The organism is Actinacidiphila sp. DG2A-62 (genome assembly GCF_035825295.1).
Lineage (GTDB): Bacteria > Actinomycetota > Actinomycetes > Streptomycetales > Streptomycetaceae > Actinacidiphila.
On sequence record NZ_JAYMGI010000002.1, the window covers coordinates 517,815 to 540,223 of the forward strand.

Here is a 22,409-nt window from a genome sequence, read left to right on the forward strand (position 1 = left end):
CAGTTCTTCGAGCGATGCGGCGGGCCGCCGGCCGCTGGGTGCGGGCGGCGCGGCGGGGTCGGACGCGGCGACGGTCTGCGGCGCGGGTCCCGGCGCCGGTGCGGGAGTCGGTGCGGGAGTCGGTGCGGGAGTCGTGGTGGTCACGGTGCGGTCCTCCGATTCGGCGGCCGGCGGCCGCGGGTCACCAGATGGGGAAGGCGCGGGCGGTCGAGGCCCGGGCGCGGCCGTCGGCGCTGTCGGCGCTGTCGGCGGAACCGTCCGCGCGGGCGGCCGGGCCGTCGGCGGGGGCGGCGCCGTCCACGGCCCGCAGGCGGCGTACCGGGCGGCGTCCCGCGGACGTCCGGCCGGCGGCGGCGCCGGCGACGGGCGCCAGCACCCGGGCGCGTTCGGGCACGTCGTGGATGACCAGTGCCTGCGCGCCGATCACGGCGTCCGCGCCGACGGTGATCGGGCCGAGCAGCGTGGCGCCCGCGCCGATCACCACCCGGTCGCCGACCGCGGGGTGGCGGCGGGCGCCGGCCGGCCTGGCCCGGTCGTTCCACCAGCCGGTGGAGCCGAGCGTGACCTGGTGGAAGAGCGTGACGTCGTCGCCGATCACCGCGGTCTCGCCGATCACGACGCCGCTGCCGTGGTCGACGAAGAAGCGGCGGCCGATCGTCGCTCCGGGGTGGATCTCGACGCCGCCGGAGAGCACCCGGGCGGCGTTGGACAGCAGCCGGGCGGTGCGGCGCAGTCCGGCGGTGTGCAGCCGGTGGGCCGCCCGGTAGCCCCAGAGCGCGGGCAGCGCCGGGTGCAGCAGCGCCTCGCCTCGGCTGTGCACGGAGGGGTCCCGGCCGCGGATGGCGTCCAGGTCCGCCGCGGCGGCGCGCAGCCACCGGGTGGGGGTCACCGGGTCACCGGCTCTTGTCGGCGGCCGGTGCGGGGGCCGGGACCGGGACGGGCGCGGGCGCCGGCTGCGGCGCGGGGGCGCGCCGCAGCTGCCCGAGCCGGTTCTCCGCGTACCCCATGCCGAGCAGCACGATGACGCCGCCGACCAGCAGGTTCCAGGAGACCGACTCGCCGAGCGCCGCGGCGCCGATGATCACCGCGGCGACCGGCACGACGTAGTTGACCGCGGAGGCGTTCGTCGCGCCGACGTCGCCGATCAGCCGGAAGTACAGCACGTAGGCCAGGCCGGTGCTGAACAGGCCGAGGAAGAGGATGCTGCCGGTGACGCGGCCGGTGAGGTGGACGGTGTGCCAGGACATGAAGGGCAGCGCGACGGCCTGGAGCACCGCGGCGGCCAGCAGCTGGGAGGCGGCGGCGGCCAGCGGGGCCAGCGCGCGCGGGGTCAGGAACTTGCGGACGTAGACGTAGCCGGTGGCGTAGCTGAGGGCGGCGCCGAAGCAGGCCACCCGGGCGCCGACCGAGCCCGCGGCGCTGGACCACGGGCCGATCACCACGACGGTGCCGGCGAAGCCGACCAGCAGGCCCAGCGTCTTGCGCAGGGTGGGGCGCTCGGCGGGCAGCACGGCGGTGGCGATGCCCAGGGTGAGCAGCGGCGTGCCGCCGACGAGCACCCCGGCCAGGCCCGCGCCGGTGCTGCGCTCGCCGTAGGAGAGCAGCAGGAACGGCACCACGTTGCCGAAGACCGCGGCCAGCGCGACATGGCCCCAGACCGCGGCGCCGCGGGGCAGCGGGACCCGGCGCAGGGCCGCGATCGCCAGCAGGACGGCGGTGCCCAGCAGCAGCCGGGCGAGCACCAGCTGGCCGGGTGTCAGGCCCTTCAGCGACTCCTTGATGAAGGTGAAGCTGCTGCCCCACAAGGTGGCCTGGAGCAGGAAACGTGCGACGGTCGCGTTCTTCACGGGGGCGCCCTCCGGTGAGCGGTCGGTGCGGGTGGTGCGGGCGGTCAGTGGGCGGGGTGCGGACGGTCAGTGGGCGGGAGTGCGGGTCAGTAGGCGGGAGTGCGGGTCAGTAGGCGGGGGTCTTGATGAGCAGGTCGGCGCGGTCGAGGATCTGGGGACGGTAGACGCGCTGCTGCCAGTCGGAGGCGTCGACGGGTTCCAGGGCGACGGACACCGCGCCCTCGTCGACCCCGAAGGCCCGTACGAGCGCCTGGGTCAGGTCGGCGGCCAGGGCGTCCCTGCCCTCCTGGTCCAGTTCCTTGGGGAAGTGGCTGATGTGGACGTGCGGCACGGGCGCGGCCCCTTTCGTGAGTGTGCGTCGGTCGCCGGCGAGGCCCCGGGGTGCGGTCAGTGGTCGCGCAACCGCCGTATCGCGGCGGCCAGTTCGCGGACGCCGGGGTCGCGCAGCAGGCCGTAGTGGTCGGCGTCGAGGGTGACGGTCACCGGCGGGCGCTCGGACCAGCCGGTGGCGCCGTCGATGAAGGAGTAGTCGTCGCCGCGGGCCTTGAAGACGGTCACCGGCGCGGCGATCCTGCGTTCCAGCAGCTCGCCGAAGGTGTAGGTGAAGCTGTAGGTCAGGCGGACGATGCCGATCACCCGCCGGACCAGGTCGTGGCCGAGGTGGGGGTAGCGGTCGGTGATGAAGTCGGCGAAGCCGTCCGGGCTCTCGGCCGCCGCTTTCAGGCACTCGTCGAGTTCGGGACCGCTGATCGCGCCGGCGAACACCGAGTAGAGGATGGTCAGGAACGCCTCGTCGTCGCGGCCGTCGCCGTCCCCCGCGCTGCCGCCCGGTTCCGCGGTCCGGCCCGCTGCGCGCGGTGCGGGGCGGGGGCGCAGCCGGGGCGAGCCGGGGGCGATCAGGTGCAGGTGGTCCACCCGCTCCCCGGCGGACTCCAGTTGGTAGGCGGTCTCGAAGGCGACGCGGGCGCCGAAGGAGTAGCCCCACAGGGTGTACGGGCCCTCGGGCTGGATGCCGCGGATCAGCTCGGCGTCGGCGGCGGCCATGGCGCGGATCGTCGGATAGGGCGTCTCGCCGTCGTTGACCCCGTGGGCCTGCACGCCGTAGAAGGGCCGGTCGTCGTCGAGTTCGCCGGCCAGCGGGCGCAGGTTCATGGTGTAGCCGCCGAGCCCGGGCCAGCAGAAGACCGGCCGCCCGGCGCCGGGCCGGGCCGGGGCGCGCAGCGGCACCAGCCGGGAGCGTCCGTGGCCGCCGGCCGCGGCGCGCTCCGCGTCCAGGGCCAGCGCCAGCTTCTCGATGGTCGGCGCATCGAAGACGATCTGCAGCGGCAGCGAGACGCCGAACTCCTTGTTGAGCCGGTTGACGATGCCCACCGCGACCAGCGAGTTGCCGCCCGACTCGAAGAAGTCGTCGAGCACCGACGGCTGTTCGCGGTGCAGCAGCCGGGTCCACACGGCCGCCACCTGCTCCTCCGCGGGGCTGCGCGGCGCGGTGAACGGCCGGTCGGCGGGCCGCGCCGCACCGGTGTCGACGCGGGCCAGCGCCTGTGTGTCGATCTTGCCGTTGGCGGTGAGCGGCAGCGCGTCGAGGATGGTGACGCGGTTGGGGACCATGTAGTCGGGCAGGAACGCCGCCAGGTCGTCCTTGATCATCTCGGCCGGTCCGCGCATGTGGACCAGGTCCTCCTTCATGCCCTCGCTGCGCCGCTGCTCCTGGCTGACCGGGCCGCCGACGAAGAAGTACGAGGGTCCTGTGGGCCGTCCGAGCGGGGACAGGATCGCGTCGATGCGCCGGGCGGAGGGCAGCGGGTTGCCGCTCTTCGAGCTGTAGCCGGAGGACATGAAGCCGATGCCGAGGTCGTTCAGCTGCAGGCGCTGCAGCTCCCGGCCGAGCGCGACGTACCGCAGCCAGCGCGGGCCGCTCGGGGCGACGACCGTGACGCCGATGCGGGCCCGGTCGTAGACCTCCTGGTTGATCGCGATGACGTCGCGTCTGAGCACGAGTTCGGCGGACAGCGGGCGCAACTCGCCGTCCTGGTAGGCGTACTGGCCGGCGGGCAGGTCGGGGACCCGCCCGGGGTGGGCCTGCACGTAGAGGTCCAGCGGCACGTCGAGCGAGGCGTCCAAGGGCGCGGCGTCGAGCGGGAGCACCCGGAACGAGCCGAGGTAGAAGTCCTTCTCGGCGACGGCGAGCCGCTCGCGGGCCGCCGGGTCGAGGCGGTCGGGGACCGCGCGCAGCCCGTGGCCGGGCAGCACCTCGTCGAACAGGCCGAGCATGTGCCCGGTCTCGATCTCCAGCACCTCCTGGATGTTGTTGCGGTAGATCGGCTCGATGGCTTCGCGGCGGCCGACGAAGTGCAGCCGCACGCCGGCCTCGTCGTCCGGTCGGGGCGGTGAGATCCGCACCAGCCGGTGGTCCACCGGGTGGTAGTACGACCAGCCGGGCTGCAGGGCGGGCACTCCCGCGGTCTCCAGGTGCAGTTGGGTGGCGTAGAGCGAGCCGGGCGAGGCGTAGCCGTACTTGGGCAGCAGCCGCTCGGGGCTCAGGTACTGGCCGAAGTAGCGCAGGATGCGGCCCCATTCGGCCGCGCCGAGGTCCTGCGGGCGGCGCGGCGGCGCGCCCGGCGCCCTGCGTGCGAGCACCCGCAGGATGTCGTCGGCGGTCAGTTCGCCGCCCTCGAAGAAGCGGTAGGTCTTGCGGCCGAAGACCAGCGCGCGCTGGCGGGCGGTCGGTTCGCGGCCGGGCAGCGGCTGCGCCGGTCTGCCGCGCAGCTCCTCGGGGCGGCGCAGTCCGCGGCCCGACAGCTGCGCCTTGACCTGGAGCTTGCCCGCCTTGCTCTGGTGGTGCGCGCCGTGGTTGCCCTGGTCCATCAACGCCGCGCGCTGCGGGTCGAGTTCGACGTAGGACAGCAGGTTCTCGAAGCCGGTGGCCGGGTCGGCGCCGAGCACGACCGCGGCCTTGCGGACCCAGTCGTGCGACTCGATGCGCAGCCGGATCTCGTCCAGCTCCACGCGGTAGCCGCGCAGTTTGACCTGGTTGTCGGCGCGTCCCACGCACTGCACGGTGCCGTCGGTGTTCCAGTACGCGAGGTCGCCGGTGCGGTAGAGCCAGCCGCCGCGGCCCTGGGCGGCGTACGGGCTGTGCAGGAAGCGCTCGGCGGTCAGGTCGGGCCGGTGCAGATAGCCGCGGGTGAGCTGGACGCCGCCGATGTACAGCTCGCCGATCTCGCCGACGGCGACCGGCGTCCGGCGGTCGTCGAGGATCAGGTACTCGGTGTCGGCGGCCGGCGTGCCGATGGACACCGCCTGCGGCCCCTCGTGCAGCGCGGCCGGATCGACGGTGTACGACGAGGAGTTGATGGTGCACTCGGTCGGCCCGTAGAGGTTGACCAGCTCGGCATGCGGCAGCGCCCGCACGCAGGCGAGCGCCAGTTCGCGGGAGAGTGCCTCGCCGCCGCTGAACACCTGGGTCAGCGAGGCGAACTGCTCGCGCTCCTCCACGTCCAGCAGCGCGCGCAGCAGGGTCGGCACGCACTGCAGGGTGGTGATCCGGTGCCGTCGCACGTGCTCGGCGATCCGGTCCGGGTCGCGGTACAGGCCGGCCTCGCCCATCACCGCGGTGGCGCCGCAGGCGGGGGCGAGCAGCTCCCACTGGGCGGCGTCGAAGCTGATCGGGGTCTTCTGCAGCACCCGGCGGCGGTGGTCGAGGCCGTGCGTCGCGCGCAGCCAGCGCATCTGGGCGGCGATGCTGCGGTGCTCGATCATCACGCCCTTGGGCCGCCCGGTGCTGCCGGAGGTGTAGATGACGTAGGCCAGGTGGCGCGGGCGCGGCCGGGCGAGGTCCGGCCGGTCCGGACGGCGGGCCGCGTGCGCCTGCGCGTCGGCGGCCGTCACGACGGTGGTGCCGGCCGGGGCCAGCCGCTCCAGCCGGTCCCGCAGGTGCGGCTGGGCCACCACGACCGCGGTCCGCGAGTCCTCCAGCATGTAGCGCAGCCGCTCGTCGGGATAGTCGGGCGACAGCGGGAGGTAGGCGGCGCCGGAGCGCAGCACGCCCCACACGCCGGTCATGAGGTCGAGCGACGGTTCGGCGTATACACCGACGCAGGTGTCGGGTCCGGCGCCGGCCGCGACCAGCCCGGCCAGCGCGGCGCTGCGCGCGTCCAGTTCACGGTAGGTCAAGACGGTGTCCCGGTGCACCGCGGCGGTGTCGTCCGGGCGGTTCGCGACCTGCTCCGCCAGCATGCCGGTAATTGACTGCACCGCCGCTGCTGATTCGGTGTCGATGTCCTCGAGTTCTTTGGCGACCACGGTCTTACCTTTCGACTCGACGAGGTGAAAGGCGGGGCGGCGAAGAGCCGCCCCGAGGAGTCAGCCCCAGCCGCTGTCGTCGTCCCCCGGGCCGGCCGGGGCGGCGACTCCAGCGTCTCCCGCGCAGGTCAGACACCCGTGGAGACACGCGAGGAGCAGCGTTCGCGGAGTGTTTCCCGCAGCGGCGGAAGAAGGCGAACGGCCCTGCCCGAGAACGCGTCGTCGCACCGACGGCATGCTTTTCATCCCCCATTAACAGATTCGAGTCGGATTTCGGCCGCATCGGCGCGGCGCGCCGAATTCAGCCTCGCCGCAAATCTTGCCCTCGGGGCCGACTTGTTTTCAACCACGACCAGGCGTCATCATGCTGCAGACAGCAAGCTGCGAGGGGGATTAAAGTGGACGAACTACGCGCCGTCGGCGATCCGGAGACCCCGTGGAAGCTCACCGCGACACACCTGAGCATCTACAAGTGGGCGGTCTCCCGTCCGTTTGTTTCAGTGGCAGAAACGGCGGATGTCCTGGGCATGTCCCAGGCCGCGGCGCAGCGCGCGCTCGACGAGCTGACGGTGGCGCAGCTCATGGAGAGCCAGCAGGTCAGCACGGGTGGCGAAGGGGCTCCTCGGCAGACGGCGTGGCGGGTGCTCAATCCGCAGATCGCGGCCTCGCGGCTGGCCGCGGCCGAATCACGGCTGCGCCAGACGGTGGCGGATCTCGATGATTCGCGGAAGCGATTAGACGAGCTTTTCGGGGTCTATTCCGTGCTGGCCGACGCCGGCTGCACCCAGAATTCGGTGGAAGTCTTCGGAACGCTCTCCGCGGTGCTCTCCCTCGTCGACGAGGCGAGCCTGGCGTGCAAGGAGGAGATGGTCACCTGCCAGCCGGGCGGCGGACGGCCGCCGGAGCAGCTGGAGCAGGCGCTGGCCCGCGATCTGGCGCTGCTCGGCCGCGGGGTGCGGATGCGCACGCTCTACCAGCACTCGGCGCGCTACCACGCGCCCACCCGGGACTACGTCGAGAAGGTCACCGCGGCCGGCGCGGAGGTGCGCACCTGCCCGGAGCTGTTCGGCCGACTCATCGCGTTCGACCGGTCGGCGGCGTTCATCCCGCACCACTCGATGCCCGGGGGCGCGGCGGTGGTCCGCGACGCCTCGACGCTGGCCTTCCTGTGCGGCGCGTTCGACCGGGCGTGGGACCTGGCCACGCCGTTCGGCAACCGGCTGGACACGCTCGCGCTGGGCGAGCTGCACCAGAACATCCTGCGGCTGCTCGGCGAGGGGGCCCGCGACGAGACCATCGCGCGGCGGCTCGGCATGTCGCTGCGCACCTGCCGCAAGCACGTCGCCGAGATCTTCGAGCAGCTCGGCGCGAAGAGCCGCTTCCAGGCGGGTTACCTCACCGGGGATCGGGGGGTGTTGAAGTAGGCGCGGCGCGGCGCCGGCGCACCACGGCGCGCGCGATCAGGGCGGCCACCACCGCGCCGAGCGCCGCCAGGACGTACAGCGAGTACCGGTTCACCTCGCGGTAGATCGTGGTGATGTGGTCGCCCGCCGCGTAGCCGAGGCCGGCCCAGACGCCGACCCACAGGGCCGCGCCGAGGGCGTTGAAGACCAGGAAGCGGCGCCAGGGCATCTTGGTGGTGCCGGCGATGATGCCGTTGGCCTGGCGCAGTCCCTCCACGAAGCGGGCGATCGTGACGACCTTGCCGCCGTGCCGGGTGAAGAACCGCTCCGCCTTCTCGAAGCGCTCCGGTGTGAGCAGGACGTACTTGCCGTAGCGCAGCACCAGGGAGTGGCCGCCGGTGCGGCCGATCAGATAGCCGACGTTGTCGCCCAGTATCGCGGCGGCGATGCCGATGACGATGACGGCGGCGATGTTGAGCTGTCCCGCGCCGGCGTAGAGCGCCGCGGCGATCAGGATCGTCTCGCCGGGGGCGGGCACCCCGAAGTCCTCGACGAACAGCAGCCCGCCGACCGCCCAGTACCCCCAGTGGTTCAGCACTGGCGCGAGATCGCCCAGCACCCCCGGCAGCGGCGGCGCGCTCATCGGTCCCACACTCCTTCCGCAAAGGCTCAGGGCGTGTCCGCAGCACGCCGGGCCGCGGTACGGATCACCGCCTCAACTACTACACGACCCGTCGCCCCCGCGGGCACACCGCGGTCCCCCGGCGCGGGTGGGGCGTACGGCCACGGGTCTTCTTGTGGTGGCCATGCGGTGGTCACCGCGGCGTGCCGGAGGGCGAGCAACCTTGCTCTGCCTTCTTCCCCCGTGCGCCCGGTCCGGGCGCGCGCCCGCGAAAGGAACACGGATGTCCGAGGCCACTCAGGACGACAGCCGGCCCGACGGCCCCACCCGGCGGCGGCTGTTGGGCGCCGCCGCGGCGGTCGGCGGCGTGGCGGCCGCCGCGTCGGTGCTGCCGCCCAACCTCAGCCGCGCGGCGGCGGCCGAGCCGCGATCGGGCGGGCGGCTGTCCGACATCGAGCACGTGGTGATCCTGATGCAGGAGAACCGCAGCTTCGACCACTACTTCGGCACCCTGTCGGGCGTGCGCGGCTTCGAGGACCCCCGGGCGGCCCGGTTGCCGAACGGGCGCCCGGTCTACTACCAGCCCGACAGCCTCAACCCGGACGGCTACCTGCTGCCCTACCACATGGACTCGCGCACCACCGCGGCGATGGCCGTGCCCTCGCTCAGCCACGCCTGGCGGGCCCAGCACAACGCGTGGAACGGCGGCGCGATGGACAACTGGCTGCCGGCGCACCGCGGCGCGGACGGCGACGCCAAGGGCCCGTACACGATGGGCTATCTGACCCGCGACGACATACCGTTCCACTACGCGCTGGCCGACGCGTTCACGGTGTGCGACGCCTACCACTGCTCGGTGATGGGCCCCACCCACCCCAACCGCTACATGCACATGACCGGCACCATCGACCCTGACGGCCTGGCCGGCGGTCCCGCGCTGGACAACAACGCCGCCAAGGGGACGTACTCCTGGACCACCTACCCCGAGCGTCTGGAGGCCGCCGGGGTGAGCTGGCGGATCTACCACGAGCCGTCCTCGGGCCCCGGCGGCGGCCCAACCGGCCTGGCCCCGATCGCCAACATGAAGCAGTACCAGGCGGCGAAGCCCGGCGACCCGCTGTACGACAAGGCCATCGCCGAGAGCGCGTTCGGGCAGTTCGAGTACGACGCGATGAACGGCACGCTGCCGAAGGTCAGTTGGCTGCTGCCGCCGTCGCTGTACGACGAGCACCCGGCGCGCATGCCAGCCGCCGGCGCCGACTGGCTGGCCGGGAAGATCGACGCGGTCGCGGCCAACCCCGAGACCTGGGCGAAGACCGTCTTCATCCTCAACTACGACGAGAACGACGGGCTGTTCGACCACGTGGTGCCGCCGACCCCGCCGGCCGGGACGGCGGGCGAGTTCGTCGCCGGGACGTCGCCGACCGGGGTGGCGGGCGGCAACCTGCCGGTGGGGCTCGGCTTCCGGGTGCCGTGCGTCATCGTCTCGCCCTGGACGGTGGGCGGCTGGGTCGCGTCCGAGACGTTCGACCACACGTCGGTGCTGCGGTTCCTGGAGCGGGTCACCGGCGTCGCCGAGCCCAACATCAGCCAGTGGCGCCGTCGCGTCACCGGCGACCTGACCTCGGCGCTGCGGATGTCCGCGCCGCGCCGCCCCGCGCCGCAGCTGCCGCAGACCGGCGCCCGCTACAGCCTCGCGCAGTACGAGGCGGCGCGCCTGCCGCTGCCCAAGGTGCCGGACAAGCAGACCGCGCCGCGTCAGGAGCGCGGCCACCGGCCCCGTATCTGACGGCCCGCCGGTCCCGCCGGGCCCCGCCGGTCGGAGGGGCCCGGCGGGACCGGCGCGGCGGTGATTCGTGGGGGATGTGTGGGACGCGTGAGGCTCCTGTCCGATTCCTTGACGCTCTTCCGGAGGGGTCGGTAGACAGCTTCCGAAGCGAAGAGAGCGCTCTCAGTGAGCGCGAGCCGCGCACGGCCCCAGGCGAGGCCGCGTGTTCGAGGAACGGCACCCCCCCACACACCTCTCTTCGGGACAGGAGATCGCATTGTCCAGCGGACACACACCACTGCGGGAGGCAGCGCCCCACGACCCGCCGCTGTCGGCCCGCGCCGCGCGCCGCGCGCGGCGCGCCCGCACCCGGACCGTGCTCGCCGCGCTGGCCGTCGGGGCGCTGGGCCTGGCCGGCCTGGCCGTCGCGGGCACCGCCGGCGCGGCCACCACCGGGCAGGCCAGGCAGACGCCGCGGGCCGCGCACGCGCCGGCCACGCGCGCCGTGACCGCGGCGCACGCGGCGAGCGCCGCCGCGCCGAACGACGTGCCGGGACCGCCTGCGGCTTCACCACCACCTGGAGCGACGACTTCGACGGCGCGGCCGGCACCGGCCTCCCGACCTCGACGTGGAAGTACGACACCGGTCCCGGCAGCAGCTTCGGCACCGGTGAGATCGAGACCATGACCGACAGCACGTCCAACGTCTACGAGGACGGCCAGGGCCACCTGGTGCTCAAGGCGCTGCACGACGGCTCCGACCCGCGCTCGGGCTGGACCTCGGGCCGCGTCGAGACGCAGTCGGCGGACTTCGGCGCGCCCCCCGGCGGCGTGGTGATGATGCAGTCCTCGATCCAGCAGCCGGACCTGACCACCGCCGACGGCGCGGGCTACTGGCCGGCGTTCTGGATGCTCGGCTCGACGCTGCGCACCGGCACCACCTGGCCGACCTCCGGCGAGGTGGACATCCTGGAGGACGTCAACGCGCGCAGCTCGGTCTTCGGGACGCTGCACTGCGGCACCAACCCGGGCGGCCCGTGCAACGAGTCGACCGGCATCGGCTCGGGCGAGCACGCCTGCTCCGGCTGCCAGACCGGCTACCACACCTACGCCGTGCAGATCGACCGCTCGGTCTCGCCCGAGCAGATCCGCTGGTACCTCGACGGGCAGAACTACTTCACCGTCAACGCCACCCAGGTGGACGCCGGCACCTGGGCCGACGCGGTCGACCACCCGTTCTTCATCATCTACGACCTGGCGATGGGCGGCGGCTTCCCCGACGCCTTCGGCGGCGGCCCCAACGACGCGACGGTGTCCGGCGGGCAGATGACCATCGACTACGTCGCCGTGTACAACAAGGCGCCGTAGGCCGCGACGGCGGTACGGGTTCCGCGCGTCCGGGGCCCGTGGGCCCGGGGCCGTCCGGAGGCAGCGTCCTGCGGGCGGCCCCGCGGCCGTTCCCCGGCACCGGTCCGGATCGTCTTCGCGCGTGCCCCGCGCGAGCCGTGCGGTCCGGCCGCCCGGTCCGGCGAGGACCGGCGAGGACCGGCGAGGACGGGCGCGGTCCGGCGAGGACGGGCGCGAACCGGCGAGGACCGGCGCGGACCGGCGCGGATGGCGGTCGCGGCGGTGGCTATGATCGCGGCCGGGGTCGGCGCGCCGAGGGGCGCCCGTGGACGCGTGGGGGGAGTCGGGCGGATGGCGACGATACGGGCCGTCGTGGTGTCGGGGGCGGTCGTGCTGGCCGCGGTGTGGGTGAGCGGCTGCTCGTCCTCGTCGCACACGCCGGCGCCGAAGGCCGACCCGTCGGCGTCCGCCACGGCCTCGCCGGGTGCGTCCGGCTCGTCCGGCGCCGCGCCGACGGCCGACGACCGGGCGCAAGGCGGGGCGAAGGGCGGGGCGAAGGGCGGGGCCGACGACCGGACTTCGGGCCCCGGGGCGGCCTCCGACAGGCCCGGCGACCACTGCGCGATCGTCTGCTCGGCCGCCGGCGACCGCACGCCCGGCGCCGCGACCGGCCTGCCCGAGTACCCCGGCCCGTCGGCGAGCGGGGAGCCGGCCGGCCGCTGAGCGCCGCGCGGCCGCCCGGCGCGGCCGCCGCGCGCCGGCGGTCCCGACATCGAGACGCCTCGTCCCGAGCCCCTGCGGCCCCGGCAGCCCCCGCCCGCGCGGGTCCGCGCGGGCAGCGCCGTACGGTGGACGCACCGGGCCCCCGGATGCGGGGCGTCCGCCGGCGGCGGCGCAGGTCGCCGGATTTCGATCAAGCTCCGCGCGCCGCGGCTTCGCGGCCGGGCGGGGCGGGTAGCGATGGGTGACATGAGCGACGTGAACGAGGCGAAGGACGGCGCCGCGGCCGGCGGGCCGGCGACCCCGGGGCGGCCGGAGGCGGAGAGCGGGGCCGCGGGGCCGGAGAGGTCCGGCGGCTCCCGCGGCTCCGGTGACGCGGACGGCTCCGGCGCAACCCCCCGTGAGGCGCAGGTCCTGGTGGTGGGCGCGGGCCCCGCGGGGTCGAGCGCGGCCTATCACCTCGCGCGCGCCGGGGTGGACGTCCTGGTGCTGGAGAAGGACGAGTTCCCGCGCGAGAAGGTGTGCGGGGATGGCCTGACGCCGCGCGCGGTGCACCAGTTGCAGCGGATGGGCGTCGACGTCACCGGCGAGGGCTGGCACCGCTCGCGCGGCATGCGCTGGATCTGCGACGGCCACGAGGTGCTCATCGACTGGCCGGGGCTGACCCGTTTCCCCGACTTCGGGCTGACCCGCACCCGCCACGACTTCGACGAGATCCTGGTCCGACACGCCGAGGCGGCCGGCGCCCGTCTGGAGACCGGCGTGAAGGTCACCGCCCCGCTGACCGACCGCGCCGGGCGGGTGGTCGGCGTCCGGGCGGTGCCGCGCCGCGGCGGCGAGCCGGTCGAGTACCGCGCGCCGCTGGTGATCGCCGCCGACGGCGCCTCCGCGCGGCTGGCCGTCGCCCTCGGCGCGCACCGCGACAAGGCCCGGCCGATGGCTACCGCCGTGCGCCGCTACTACCGCAGTCCCGAGCGCTCCCAGGAGGACTACCTGGAGCTGTGGGCGGACCTGCGCCACCCGTCCACCGGGCGCCATCTGCCCGGCTACGGCTGGATCTTCCCGCTCGGCGACGGCCGGGTGAACGTCGGCCTCGGGATGCTCACCCGGCACCGCGACCGCTCCCCCGACCTGCGGGCGACGCTCGACGCGTGGCTCGCGCGCACCCCGCGGGCCTGGGGTCTGGACGCCGAGGGCGCGGACGGGCCGGTGCGCAGCGCGGCGCTGCCGATGGGCCTCAACCGCCGTCCCCAGTACGGCCGCGGGCTGCTGCTGGTGGGCGACAGCGCGGGTGCGATCAGCCCGTGGAACGGCGAGGGCATCTGCCAGGCGATGGAGTCCGGCGAGGCGGCGGCCGAGGCCGCCGCGGTGGCGCTGACCCGCCCGGCCGGCCCGGCCCGCGAGCGCGCCCTGCAGAACTACCCGGCCGAGCTGAACCGGCGCTGGGGCCGCTACTACCGGCTGGGGAACGCCGCGGCCACGTATGTGCTGAGCAGGGCCGGGTTCCAGCCGCTGCTCAGCCGGATCATCGACCGCCCGGCGCTGGTCGGCGGCATGGCCAGGCTGCTGACGAACCTCACCGACGACCCGTCGCGCGACGCGGTCGACCACGTCCTCAACACGCTGGTGCGCCTCACCCCTGCGCCGACCGGCACCAGGTGAGGGCGGCGGCCCACACGGCGGTTCGCGCGGGGGACACGGAGGACTGACGTGACGTCAGTCCTGTTCCCGTGCGCGGCGGAGCGCCCCGCTCACCCGTCCCACCGCACCGCCAGCGTCGGCGGTTTGCGGAAGACGAGGCCGCGCGGGGCGCTCGGGCGGTCCGGGTCGAGACGCAGCCCCGGCAGCCGCTCGAAGCAGGCGCGCAGCGCGGTGCGGGCCTCCAGCCGGGCCAGGTGCGCGCCGACGCAGTAGTGCGGCCCGTGCGCGAACGCCAACTGCAGCCGTACGTTGGGGCGTTCGACGTCGAAGCGGTCCGGGTCCGGGAAGACGTCCGGGTCGCGGTTGGCGCCGGCCAGCGAGACCGTGACGAGGTCGCCCGCGCGGACGCGCGCTCCGGCCAGCTCGACGTCCCGGGTGGCGTAGCGGTCGACCACCGCGGCCCCGGGCTCCAGGCGCAGCGACTCCTCGATCGCGGCGTCCAGGAGGTCCGGGTCGGCGGACAGCCGCGGCACGAGGCCGGGTTCGCCGAGGACGTGCAGCGCCGCGTTGGCGATCATCGCCTCGGTGGTCTCGATGCCGCCGAAGAGCAGCACGGCGGCGTTGGAGGCCAGTTCGGCCCGGTCGAGGCGCCCGTCGGCGGCGGCGCGGGCGAGCAGCGAGCCGTTCGCGCCGGCGTCGAGCGTGCCGGCGACGGCGTCGCGCAGCGCCCGGTACGCCGCGGGTCCCTCGGTCCCCGCCGCCTCGCCGTGGGTCAGCAGGTCCACGGCCCGCACGATCGCGTCGTACCAGGCCAGGACGGTGGTCACGGGGATGTCGGCCAGCCCGAGCACCTCGGCCATGACGGCAGCGGCGAGCGGGCCCGCGAAGTTCCGGCGCAGTTCGGCCGCGCCCCGCGGCGCGAGGGCGTCGATCAGCCGGTCCGCCTCGCGCCGGACGGCGTCGCCGAGCGCCGCGTGCACCACCCGCGGCCGGAAGGGCTCGACGAACGGGTCGCGGTGTCGGGCGTGTTCGGGGCCGTCCAGCGAGAGCATGCTCGGGCCGACCACCTGGGCGGTGGTGAACCGGGGGTCGTCCACGGTGAAGGTGGCGGCGTCGCGCATCACCTCGACGGCGAGCGCCCGCCCGGTGACCAGCCACCCGCCGAGCGCGTCCACCCACACCACGGGCGCCTGGGCGCGCAGCCGGGCCAGGTGCGGATGGGGATCGTCGGCGAGCTGGGCGAGCGTGACCATGGGCCGAGCCTAAGCCGCGGGCCGACCCGGTCGGCCGGCGGGTGCCGGGTCGCCGCGGAGAGCCGGAGACGGGCGCCGCCGTACTTGACTGACTGGCCACTCTCTTACATGCTGGAGCCATGCCACGACCGAAGAGCAGCGACAGGCGGGCCGCGATCATGTCCGCCGCCACGCGCGTCATCGCCGCACAGGGGCTCGGCGCGGCGACGGCGACCATCGCCAGGGAGGCCGGCGTCTCCAACGGCTCGCTGTTCACCTACTTCGACACCAAGGCCGACCTGCTCAACCACCTCTACCTGGAGCTGAAGACGGAGATGGGCGCGGCGGCCGTCGGCGGGATGCCGGCAGGCGCAGCCGCGCGCGAGCAGCTGCGTCACATGTGGTCGGGCTGGCTGGCATGGGCCGCCGGTCACCCCGAGAAACGCCGCGCGCTGGCGCAGTTGCAGGTCTCGGACGAGATCTCGGAGGCCACCCACCAGGCAGCGGCCCGCGCGATGAAGGGCGTCGCCGAGATCATGGAGGGCATCCGCGCGCAAGGGGCGATGCGCGACGCCCCGCTGATGCTCGTCAGCAGCCTGATGAACGCCCTCGCCGACGCCACGATCGACTTCGTCGCCGCGGACCCCGATCACGCGGAGGCGCACGGCCGGGCCGGCTTCGAGGCGCTCTGGCGCATGGTCGGCTGACCCGCGACCACGGCGGCATCCCCACCCCCGTCCCGTTTTCCGCTTTCCGCGCCGCCCGCCCGGCACGCGGGGACGCGCACCCATAAATGACTGATCAGTCAGACACTCAAGGAGACCCCATGTCCCCCACCGACGCCGACCGGCACCGCGGCGAGGACCGCCAGGGCCGCGAGGACCGCCAGGATCGCCAGGACCGCGAGGACGCCTACGTCGTCACCGGGCCGACCTCCGGCTTCGGCCGCAGCACCGCGCTCGAACTGGCCCGGCACGGCACGCTCGTGCTGGTCGGCCGCGACGCCGCCCGGCTGGACGGGACGCGCGCGGCCGTCGAAGGCCGCGGCGGTCGCGCGGTGACCGTGGTGTGCGACCTGGCCGAACCCGCGAGCGTGCGGCGCGCCGCCGCCGAGATCCTCGCACTGGGACTGCCGCTGGCCGGCCTGCTCAACAACGCGGGCGTCTTCCCGACCCGGCCCACCGCCAACTCCCTCGGCTGGGACACCGCGTTCGCGACCAACCACCTCGGCCCGTTCGCGCTGACCGAGGCGCTCGTACCGCACCTGCCCGACGGCGCGCGGGTCGTCTTCGTCTGCTCCGGCGTCGAGGACCCCGAGCGCAGGCCCGCGGTGGTGGCCGGCTTCCGCGGCGGCCGGTACGTGTCGGCCGAGGCGAGCGCGCGCGGCGAGTGGGCGCCGGGCGGCTCCAGGCTGGCCGGCGGGGACGCCTACGCCACCTCCAAGCAGTGCAACCTCGCGACCGTCCTGGCGTTCGCCCGCGAGACGCCGCGGCTGCGGTTCACCGCCGTCGAGCCGGGCTTCAGCCCGGCCACCGGCCTCGGCCGCGACAGCGGCCTGTTCCTGCGCCTGCTCGGGAAGTACGCGCTGGCCCCGCTGGCGCCGTACGTGAAGTACTGGAGCACGCCCAAGCGGGCCGGGCGGGTGATCGCCGGCCTGCTCACCGACGGCTCGGCCCGCAGCGGCGTCTACTACGACGAGAAGGGGCGGCCGATGCGGGGCTCCGCGCTGGTGCACGAGCCGGAGTTCCAGGACCGGGTGGTCGCCGAGACCCGTGCCCTGTTGGCCGGGGTCCCCGCCTGACCCCCGCTCACTGCTCGCGCGCGATCCACGCGGTGCCGCCCAGTGGGTAGTCGTAGCCGGGACGGCCGACGTCGGCGCTGGTGCGGAACGGCCTGCCGGCGTCGTCGATGTGGACGGTGCCGTGCCGGCCGTCGCTCGACCAGTCCAGCGACAGGTCCCAGCGGACGTCGTGCGCCTTGGTGTGGGCGGTGACGTAGAAGACCTCGGGGTCGGGCTCGCTGACCTTGTACGGGAAGGCGCGCTGCCCGCCCCGCAGGGCGACCATGGGACTGCCGGCGTCCAGGTCGACGTCGAACGACGCGGACTCGACGCCGCCGCCGCAGCCCACCCCCATCGCGTAGTCGTTCCACGCCAGCGGCGCGCCGCGGGACACGACACGCACGTGCAGCGCCTCCAGGACGACCGTCTTCGCGCCGGTGCCCTGGACGGTGAGCGCGACGCGCTGCTCGTCCGAGGAGACCGCGCGGTACGCGGCGGCCCAGCGCGGCGCGTCCTGCTCGCTCGCCGGCGGCCCCACCCGCGTCGGCCCGCGGTCGACCAGGAAGTGCTGGCTGCACGGGTCGTCGTAGACGTACGGGCGGGCGCGGGCGGTGAACGGCGCGGCCGGGTCGCTGTCGGACGACGACGAGGGGCGCGCGACCAGCGCCACCGCGGCCAGGGCGGCGATCGCCGCGGCCGAGGCGATGAGGGCGGTGCGGCGCCGGCGGGGCCGACGGGGCCGCGCGGGGGCGGAAAACCCGGGTGCCGGGTGGTGCGGGGAGACCGAGGAAGCCGAAGAGGCCGGGGAAGCCGGGGAAGCCGGGGTCTCGGCGGCGGGCGGGTGGTCGCCGGCGGCGTCCCGGGAGCCGTGGGAGCCCCCCGCGTCCCGCACCGCCCCCGTGTCCGTCGCGTCCGTCGCGTCCGTCGCATCCAGTGCGTCGGCCGCGCCCGCCACGGGCGGCGCCGATCGCACGCCGGACGCACCCGGTGCCCCGGCCCCGGGCGCCTGGGGAGCGGCCCTGTCCGCCTCCTTGGTGCCGCGCGCGGCGTCCGCCAGCACCCAGCGCCGGTGGAGTTCGACGAGTTCCTCCGGGGTCGCCCGGCACGCGCGGGCGAAGCGCTCCACCGGCGCGTAGTCGGCCGGCACCGCGACGCCGCTGCAGTAACGGTGCAGCGTCGAGGTGCTGGTGTGCAGCCGCTTGGACAGCGCGCCGTAGCTCAGCCCCGAGCGGTCCTTGAGCTCCCGCAGCAACGCCGCGAAATCCCCCGCCCGCCCGGTCCCCGCTGCCCCCTCCACCCGTTCCTCCTTCCCACCGCGATGACGCGGCGTCCCGTTCCGGCGTTCCAGGCGCTCAGCGTTCCCCCTGGTCGCAGGGGGTTTCGCCGTTCCGGCGTCCCGACCTTGCAGTCCGGCCTGGCGGCCGGGACGCAGCACCCCACAAGCTCAGGTCATCCAAGCACCTCACGCACCACGACCGTGAAAGAGGCCCGGCCCCATGTCCCGTATGTCCCGCCCGCACCGCGTCCCCGACACCCGCGGACTGCCCCGCGACCGCGGCGCGCGGGTCCGCGTCGCCGTCGGCGGCGCGGCGACCGCCATCCTCGCCGCGCTGTGCCTGACCGCCTGCGGGGACGGCGGCGACTCCGCGAAGGCGTCGCCGGGCAGCTCCCCCGCCGCGTCGCCCTCCGCGAGCGCCACCGGCACGCCGTCCGCCCCCGCGGACTCCCCGTCCTCCTCCGCGTCCTCCTCCGGGTCCGGGACGGCCGGCGGGACCGCCGGGACCACCACCGCGCGCCCGGCCGCGTCCACCGGCTCCGTCTCCGGCAAGGGCAGCGGCACCACGGCCGGCCGCACCGGCACGTCCCCCGCGACCGGCGCCAGGTCGTCCTCCGGCAAGCCGGTCACCTGCGAGGGCTCCGTGACCCGCACGGTCGCCGCGCCGGTGGCCCGCCCGCTGAACCACCTGCTGCTCACCGTCACCAACACCGGCAGCAGGACCTGCTACCTCTACGGCTACCCGGCCCTGCAGTTCCCGGGCAGCCAGTCCGTGCCGCCGCCGGTCGAGGACTCCCAGCCGCAGGCCGTGGTCACGCTCGACCCGGGCGAGTCGGGCTACGCGTCGGTGCGGCTGTCCGCGGGGGACGGCAGCGGCACGCACGGACGTACCGAGCACTCCCTGACCGTGTACTTCAGCGGCAGGTCCGGCTCCGGCAGCGTCGGCGCGGGCGCTCGTCCCACGCTGCCCGCCAAGGGCGTCTACGTGGACGACTCCCTCACCACCACCTACTGGCAGCAGTACGCGGACGACGCGCTGAACTGGTGAGCCGGCGCGGCCGGTCACGCGGCCGGCCGCCTCCCCGCGCGCACGCGAACGGGTACGCCGCCGCGCGGGAGACGTAGCCGCACATCCCCCGGGCGGACCGCCGGCCCTCGGTTCCGGTCAGTGACCCTGGCCGTCGTTGCCCGCGAGGGCCTCCGGGGTCAGCGGGCTCATCGCCGTGACGTCGCGCGGCACCAGCTGGAAGCCCTGCCAGTGCATCGGCATCGGCGTCTGGTCCTCGTCGCGCGGGATGTGGTGGAAGCCGACGTTGACCCACATCACCGGGTGGGTGAGGGTCTCGCCGTTCGCCCACTTGTCGACGGACGTGCCGCGCCCGGCGCACGCGGGGTCGCTGTTGCCGCTGGCGAGCTGCTCGCAGGCCCGGTACTGGGTGACGTACAGGTCCTTGGAGGTGTACGGGTGCGCGTCGTAGTGGTCGGAGTGCTGCTGGACCAGCTCCCACGAGCGCGGGTGCCCGTCGGCGTTCTTGCCGGCCGTGGAGACCACCCGCCACCAGCGGCGCAGCGCGGAGGTCGCGGCCAGCTCCCTGGTCACCGGGGTCTCGGTGGTCCGCAGGATCGCCGAACCGCCGCCCTGGCCGGTCTTCTGGGTGTCGTACTGCTCGACCCCGGCCCGGGACGACCCGTCGAGGTCGAAGTCCAGCCGCCAGAAGACGGAGTGGTAGTGGCTGGTGGCCCGGTCGTGGTCGCCCTTGCCGATCGGCCAGCCGGTGCCCTGGCCGCTGTAGTCGCTCGGCGAGAGGTCGCCGGTGGCGCCCTCCTTGGCGGTGATCGTGCCGTCGTCGGAGAAGTTCCACTGGGTGACGTACTCGTACCAGCCGAGCTGGGAGACGGAGAAGACGACCAGGTCGCTGCCCTGCGCGGTGTACTTCTTCGGGTTGCCGTCCGCGTCGTAGTCGTCGGCGCGGTAGGCGTAGCCGTGCGGCGCGGTGGTCACGCACAGTGCCTTGACATTGCGCTCCTGCTGGGGGACGTAGGCCGAGCTGATGGTGCCGCCGGGGCACTCGGAGGGGCCGATGTCGACGGCGGTGTTGCCGAAGCCGATGTCGGACAGGTCGTTGTACTCCACGGCGCCGGAGTCGTAGGGCACGTCGACCTGGGCGAGCGCCGCGGAGGCCAGCACGGGGATGGCCTTGCGCTCCTTCTTGGGCTGGTAGGCGACCTTCTCCAGGACCAGGCCCTTGGTCCCGCTGATCCGCCAGCACATGGTCCACTTGGTGCCGCTGGGCAGCGTCTTGGTGATCGGCCGGGCGGTGCCGCAGGTGCTCGCCGCGCCCGGCCGGGTCACGGTGGGCGCCGACGCGGTCGGCGCGGGCGCGGCGCCGGGGAACGCGGTCGGGCCGCTCGGTGCGGTCGTGGCGGGGCTGCTCGGGGTGGCCGGTGCGGTCGTGCTGCTCGCGGTGCTCGGGGTGCTCGGGGTGGCCGGAGCGGCGGACGCGGTGCCGCTCAGCGCTCCGGTGGCCAGCGCCGGCAGCAGCAGGAGCGCCGAGGCGGCGCCGAGCGCGTGGCGCCGGGCGCGCCGCGCGTCGGTCCGGGCGCCGGTGGCGGCGCCGGTGAGGGATGTGCGCATGGTCGTGGGGTTCTCCGCTTCGAAGTGGGTCGGGTGCTCGGGCGGCTCGCGCGACGCGGCGGGCCCGGCGGGTGCAGCCGGTGGGCGACCTGGCTCAGTCGACGCGGCCCACGGTGTGGTCGCTGAGATCGATGACGTAGTCCGTCGTGTCGATCCAGGGGCCGTTCCTGACCTGGGTGAACAGCCGCACGCAGCGGTTGCGCCCGCACTTGTCGAGGCCGGGCGGCGCGGACTGCTCGTCGGTGTCGAACGACATGCCGCGCAGCCGGAGCTGGTCCGGCGAGGTGAGCGTCTGCCCCTTGGTCGCCGCGGTGAAGTCGGTGCGCAGGCCCTTGCCCAGCGGGTCCTTGATCAGCAGGGCGGCGGCCTGCCGGGTCTCGTCGGCGGACGGCGGCGGCTGCACCCCGGTCGCGGTGTCGGTGCGCTCCACCGCCCCGGTGGACAGGTCGACCGTCTGCTTCACCAGCCGGTCGTGCCCGTAGTCGTACGAGAGGATCTCGATGCGGCGCGGCGCGGTCGCCGAGGGGTCGGCCGGCTCGACGAGATCCGCGTCCAGGTACTCCGCGCCCGGTGTGCGCCGCACGGTGAGCGCGTGCAGCGCGGTGTCGTGCGACAGCGCGATCGCCCTGGCCCGGTCGACCTCCTGCTCGGTCAGCGGTCCGATGCCGGTCTGCGGTCCCTGCGGCGCGCCGTCCTGCGTGACGGCGCCGTGGCCGCCGCCCGGCCCGCCCGACTGCCCGCCGGACGCCGCGGCGGACGCGGACGCCGTGTCGCGGCGCGTGCTGTCGCCGTGTGCGGAGGCGCCCCTGGGCACTGTGACGGCGATCATCGCGGCGGTGGCCGCGACGGCTATCCCGGCGCCCCACAGCGCCCTCCTGACGGTGCGGCCCCCGGCTCCGGCGGGTCGCGCGGAGCGGTGGTCCTCCCCCTGCTCTGTCACCTGTGTCTCCCCTGTGAGTGGTGCGGTCACAGGTGCAGATGCCGGCGGCGCCCGCGCGGTGCCCGCGCGGTTGTCCCGATTTCGTCACAGCCGGGCGGCAACGGCCCGGCCGGCGAAAGGAGTTGGCCGTGAACGCGGCGCCGGCGGAGTCGTCGCCGTCCTCGACCCACGGCTCGCGGCAGCGGCGGCAGGCGACCTCCGGCCAGCGGCTGCGGTCCCAGTCGTGCACCAGCTCCGCCGACGCGGACATCACGTCGCAGACCTCGCAGAACTCGGCCATGTGGCACGGCGAGGGGCCCTGCGTCTGCCACGCGTGGATCCAGGGCCGCCGCTCCTCGGGGAGTTCGGCCAGCGGGACACGCACGGTGAAGCGGTGGTGGTACAGCGTCCGTACGTCACCGCAGCGGGCGCACGCGTCGACCGTCGCGCACGGGTGGCCGGGCGGCTCGGGGTGCGTCCGGTACTCGTGCGCGCTGTGCGCCCAGAGCATCGTGGCGCAGGACGGGCACCACCGCGCCGTCACGCACGGGCCGCGGTCCAGCATCGCGGGCTCGGAGCGGTGCAGCCCGATCCGGCACAGCGCCCGGCGCACCGGGCCGGGACGCTCGCGCGCACTGGTCATGCCCGCCCCTCCCCCGCCGCCCGGTGCGGCGCCGGCCCGTCGCGGTCGGCCCTCCCGCGCAGGGTAGTCGCGCGCCGCCAACGCCGGACGACCCCGCGGTGAACGCCCCGCGACGCACGGGCCGGGTCTTCCGGGGCCTGTTCTTGTCATGTGCAACGTTGTAATCTCGGTGCTCGCGCCCACGCGACCAGACGTCAGCCCCCCACCGTCCGCCTGGAGGTAGCCGTGCGCCCGTCCGGCCCGATCCCGTGGTCCGTCAGACCGTCCGCCG

At 74.9% G+C, this 22,409-nt stretch carries 19 protein-coding genes; 10 read left to right on the plus strand and 9 right to left on the minus strand.

Going from position 1 to position 22,409, the window contains the following annotated elements:
• Nucleotides 1-181 precede the first annotated feature (181 nt).
• The 4 genes from epsC to VSR01_RS02745 all read right to left on the minus strand — a co-directional run bounded on the left by epsC (nt 182) and on the right by VSR01_RS02745 (nt 6,152).
• Nucleotides 182-889, minus strand: a complete 708-nt coding sequence (gene epsC / locus VSR01_RS02730; protein WP_326447689.1) for a serine O-acetyltransferase EpsC — start codon at nt 887-889, stop codon at nt 182-184.
• A gap of 4 nt (nt 890-893) precedes the next feature.
• Entirely contained in the window at nt 894-1,847 is a 954-nt protein-coding gene (locus VSR01_RS02735) for a DMT family transporter (RefSeq protein WP_326447690.1), read from the minus strand.
• Between the two features lie 106 nt (nt 1,848-1,953).
• Nucleotides 1,954-2,178, minus strand: coding sequence for a tautomerase PptA (pptA, locus tag VSR01_RS02740; protein WP_326447691.1), 225 nt, complete (start codon nt 2,176-2,178; stop codon nt 1,954-1,956).
• A gap of 56 nt (nt 2,179-2,234) precedes the next feature.
• The gene (locus VSR01_RS02745) at nt 2,235-6,152 is read right to left on the minus strand and encodes an amino acid adenylation domain-containing protein (RefSeq protein WP_326447692.1); all 3,918 of its coding nucleotides are present in this window, start codon (nt 6,150-6,152) and stop codon (nt 2,235-2,237) included.
• Nucleotides 6,153-6,550: 398 nt separating this feature from the next.
• Between VSR01_RS02745 and VSR01_RS02750 the strand changes: the two genes are divergently transcribed.
• Nucleotides 6,551-7,576, plus strand: a complete 1,026-nt coding sequence (locus tag VSR01_RS02750; RefSeq protein WP_326447693.1) for a helix-turn-helix transcriptional regulator — start codon at nt 6,551-6,553, stop codon at nt 7,574-7,576.
• Here VSR01_RS02750 and VSR01_RS02755 read toward each other — a convergent pair.
• Nucleotides 7,548-8,198 carry a DedA family protein gene (locus VSR01_RS02755; RefSeq protein ID WP_326447694.1) on the minus strand — a complete coding sequence of 217 codons (651 nt, stop codon included), beginning with the start codon at nt 8,196-8,198 and terminating at the stop codon, nt 7,548-7,550. The genes VSR01_RS02750 and VSR01_RS02755 overlap by 29 nt on opposite strands.
• 262 nt (nt 8,199-8,460) lie before the next feature.
• On the opposite strand from VSR01_RS02755, the gene VSR01_RS02760 reads away from it, so the two are divergent.
• The 5 genes from VSR01_RS02760 to VSR01_RS02780 all read left to right on the plus strand — a co-directional run bounded on the left by VSR01_RS02760 (nt 8,461) and on the right by VSR01_RS02780 (nt 13,674).
• Entirely contained in the window at nt 8,461-9,966 is a 1,506-nt protein-coding gene (locus VSR01_RS02760; RefSeq protein ID WP_326447695.1) for an alkaline phosphatase family protein, read from the plus strand.
• Nucleotides 9,967-10,222: 256 nt separating this feature from the next.
• Nucleotides 10,223-10,633, plus strand: a complete 411-nt coding sequence (locus VSR01_RS02765; protein ID WP_326447696.1) for a hypothetical protein — start codon at nt 10,223-10,225, stop codon at nt 10,631-10,633.
• Nucleotides 10,630-11,313 carry a family 16 glycosylhydrolase gene (locus VSR01_RS02770; protein ID WP_326447697.1) on the plus strand — a complete coding sequence of 228 codons (684 nt, stop codon included), beginning with the start codon at nt 10,630-10,632 and terminating at the stop codon, nt 11,311-11,313. Before VSR01_RS02765 ends, VSR01_RS02770 begins: the two co-directional genes overlap by 4 nt.
• Nucleotides 11,314-11,643: 330 nt before the next feature.
• Nucleotides 11,644-12,015 carry a hypothetical protein gene (locus tag VSR01_RS02775; RefSeq protein ID WP_326447698.1) on the plus strand — a complete coding sequence of 124 codons (372 nt, stop codon included), beginning with the start codon at nt 11,644-11,646 and terminating at the stop codon, nt 12,013-12,015.
• 246 nt (nt 12,016-12,261) lie between these two features.
• Entirely contained in the window at nt 12,262-13,674 is a 1,413-nt protein-coding gene (locus VSR01_RS02780; RefSeq protein ID WP_326447699.1) for a geranylgeranyl reductase family protein, read from the plus strand.
• Nucleotides 13,675-13,763: 89 nt separating this feature from the next.
• On the opposite strand, the gene VSR01_RS02785 is transcribed toward VSR01_RS02780, so the two are convergent.
• Nucleotides 13,764-14,906, minus strand: coding sequence for a cytochrome P450 (locus VSR01_RS02785; protein WP_326447700.1), 1,143 nt, complete (start codon nt 14,904-14,906; stop codon nt 13,764-13,766).
• A 119-nt stretch (nt 14,907-15,025) separates the two neighbouring features.
• Between VSR01_RS02785 and VSR01_RS02790 the strand changes: the two genes are divergently transcribed.
• Together VSR01_RS02790 and VSR01_RS02795 are read left to right on the plus strand one after the other, a co-directional pair.
• A complete protein-coding gene (locus VSR01_RS02790) occupies nt 15,026-15,592 on the plus strand; it encodes a TetR/AcrR family transcriptional regulator (RefSeq protein ID WP_326447701.1) in 567 nt (188 codons plus the stop codon).
• A gap of 119 nt (nt 15,593-15,711) precedes the next feature.
• On the plus strand, nt 15,712-16,686 hold the full coding sequence (locus VSR01_RS02795) for an SDR family NAD(P)-dependent oxidoreductase (protein WP_326447702.1): 975 nt from the start codon (nt 15,712-15,714) through the stop codon (nt 16,684-16,686).
• 7 nt (nt 16,687-16,693) lie between these two features.
• Here the strand turns inward: VSR01_RS02795 and VSR01_RS02800 are convergent, their stop codons facing one another.
• On the minus strand, nt 16,694-17,962 hold the full coding sequence (locus tag VSR01_RS02800; protein ID WP_326447703.1) for a helix-turn-helix domain-containing protein: 1,269 nt from the start codon (nt 17,960-17,962) through the stop codon (nt 16,694-16,696).
• A 199-nt stretch (nt 17,963-18,161) separates the two neighbouring features.
• Here VSR01_RS02800 and VSR01_RS02805 point away from each other — a divergent pair, with 199 nt between their 5' ends.
• Nucleotides 18,162-18,989, plus strand: coding sequence for a DUF4232 domain-containing protein (locus VSR01_RS02805; protein ID WP_442785389.1), 828 nt, complete (start codon nt 18,162-18,164; stop codon nt 18,987-18,989).
• Nucleotides 18,990-19,106: 117 nt separating this feature from the next.
• Here the strand turns inward: VSR01_RS02805 and VSR01_RS02810 are convergent, their stop codons facing one another.
• Nucleotides 19,107-20,576 carry a copper amine oxidase gene (locus VSR01_RS02810; RefSeq protein ID WP_326447704.1) on the minus strand — a complete coding sequence of 490 codons (1,470 nt, stop codon included), beginning with the start codon at nt 20,574-20,576 and terminating at the stop codon, nt 19,107-19,109.
• Nucleotides 20,577-20,670: 94 nt separating this feature from the next.
• Entirely contained in the window at nt 20,671-21,516 is an 846-nt protein-coding gene (locus VSR01_RS02815; protein WP_326447705.1) for a Tat pathway signal sequence domain protein, read from the minus strand.
• Nucleotides 21,517-21,644: 128 nt separating this feature from the next.
• On the opposite strand from VSR01_RS02815, the gene VSR01_RS02820 reads away from it, so the two are divergent.
• Nucleotides 21,645-22,205 (plus strand): hypothetical protein, encoded by a 561-nt coding sequence (locus tag VSR01_RS02820; protein ID WP_326447706.1) that lies wholly within the window; start codon nt 21,645-21,647, stop codon nt 22,203-22,205.
• Nucleotides 22,206-22,409 lie beyond the last annotated feature (204 nt).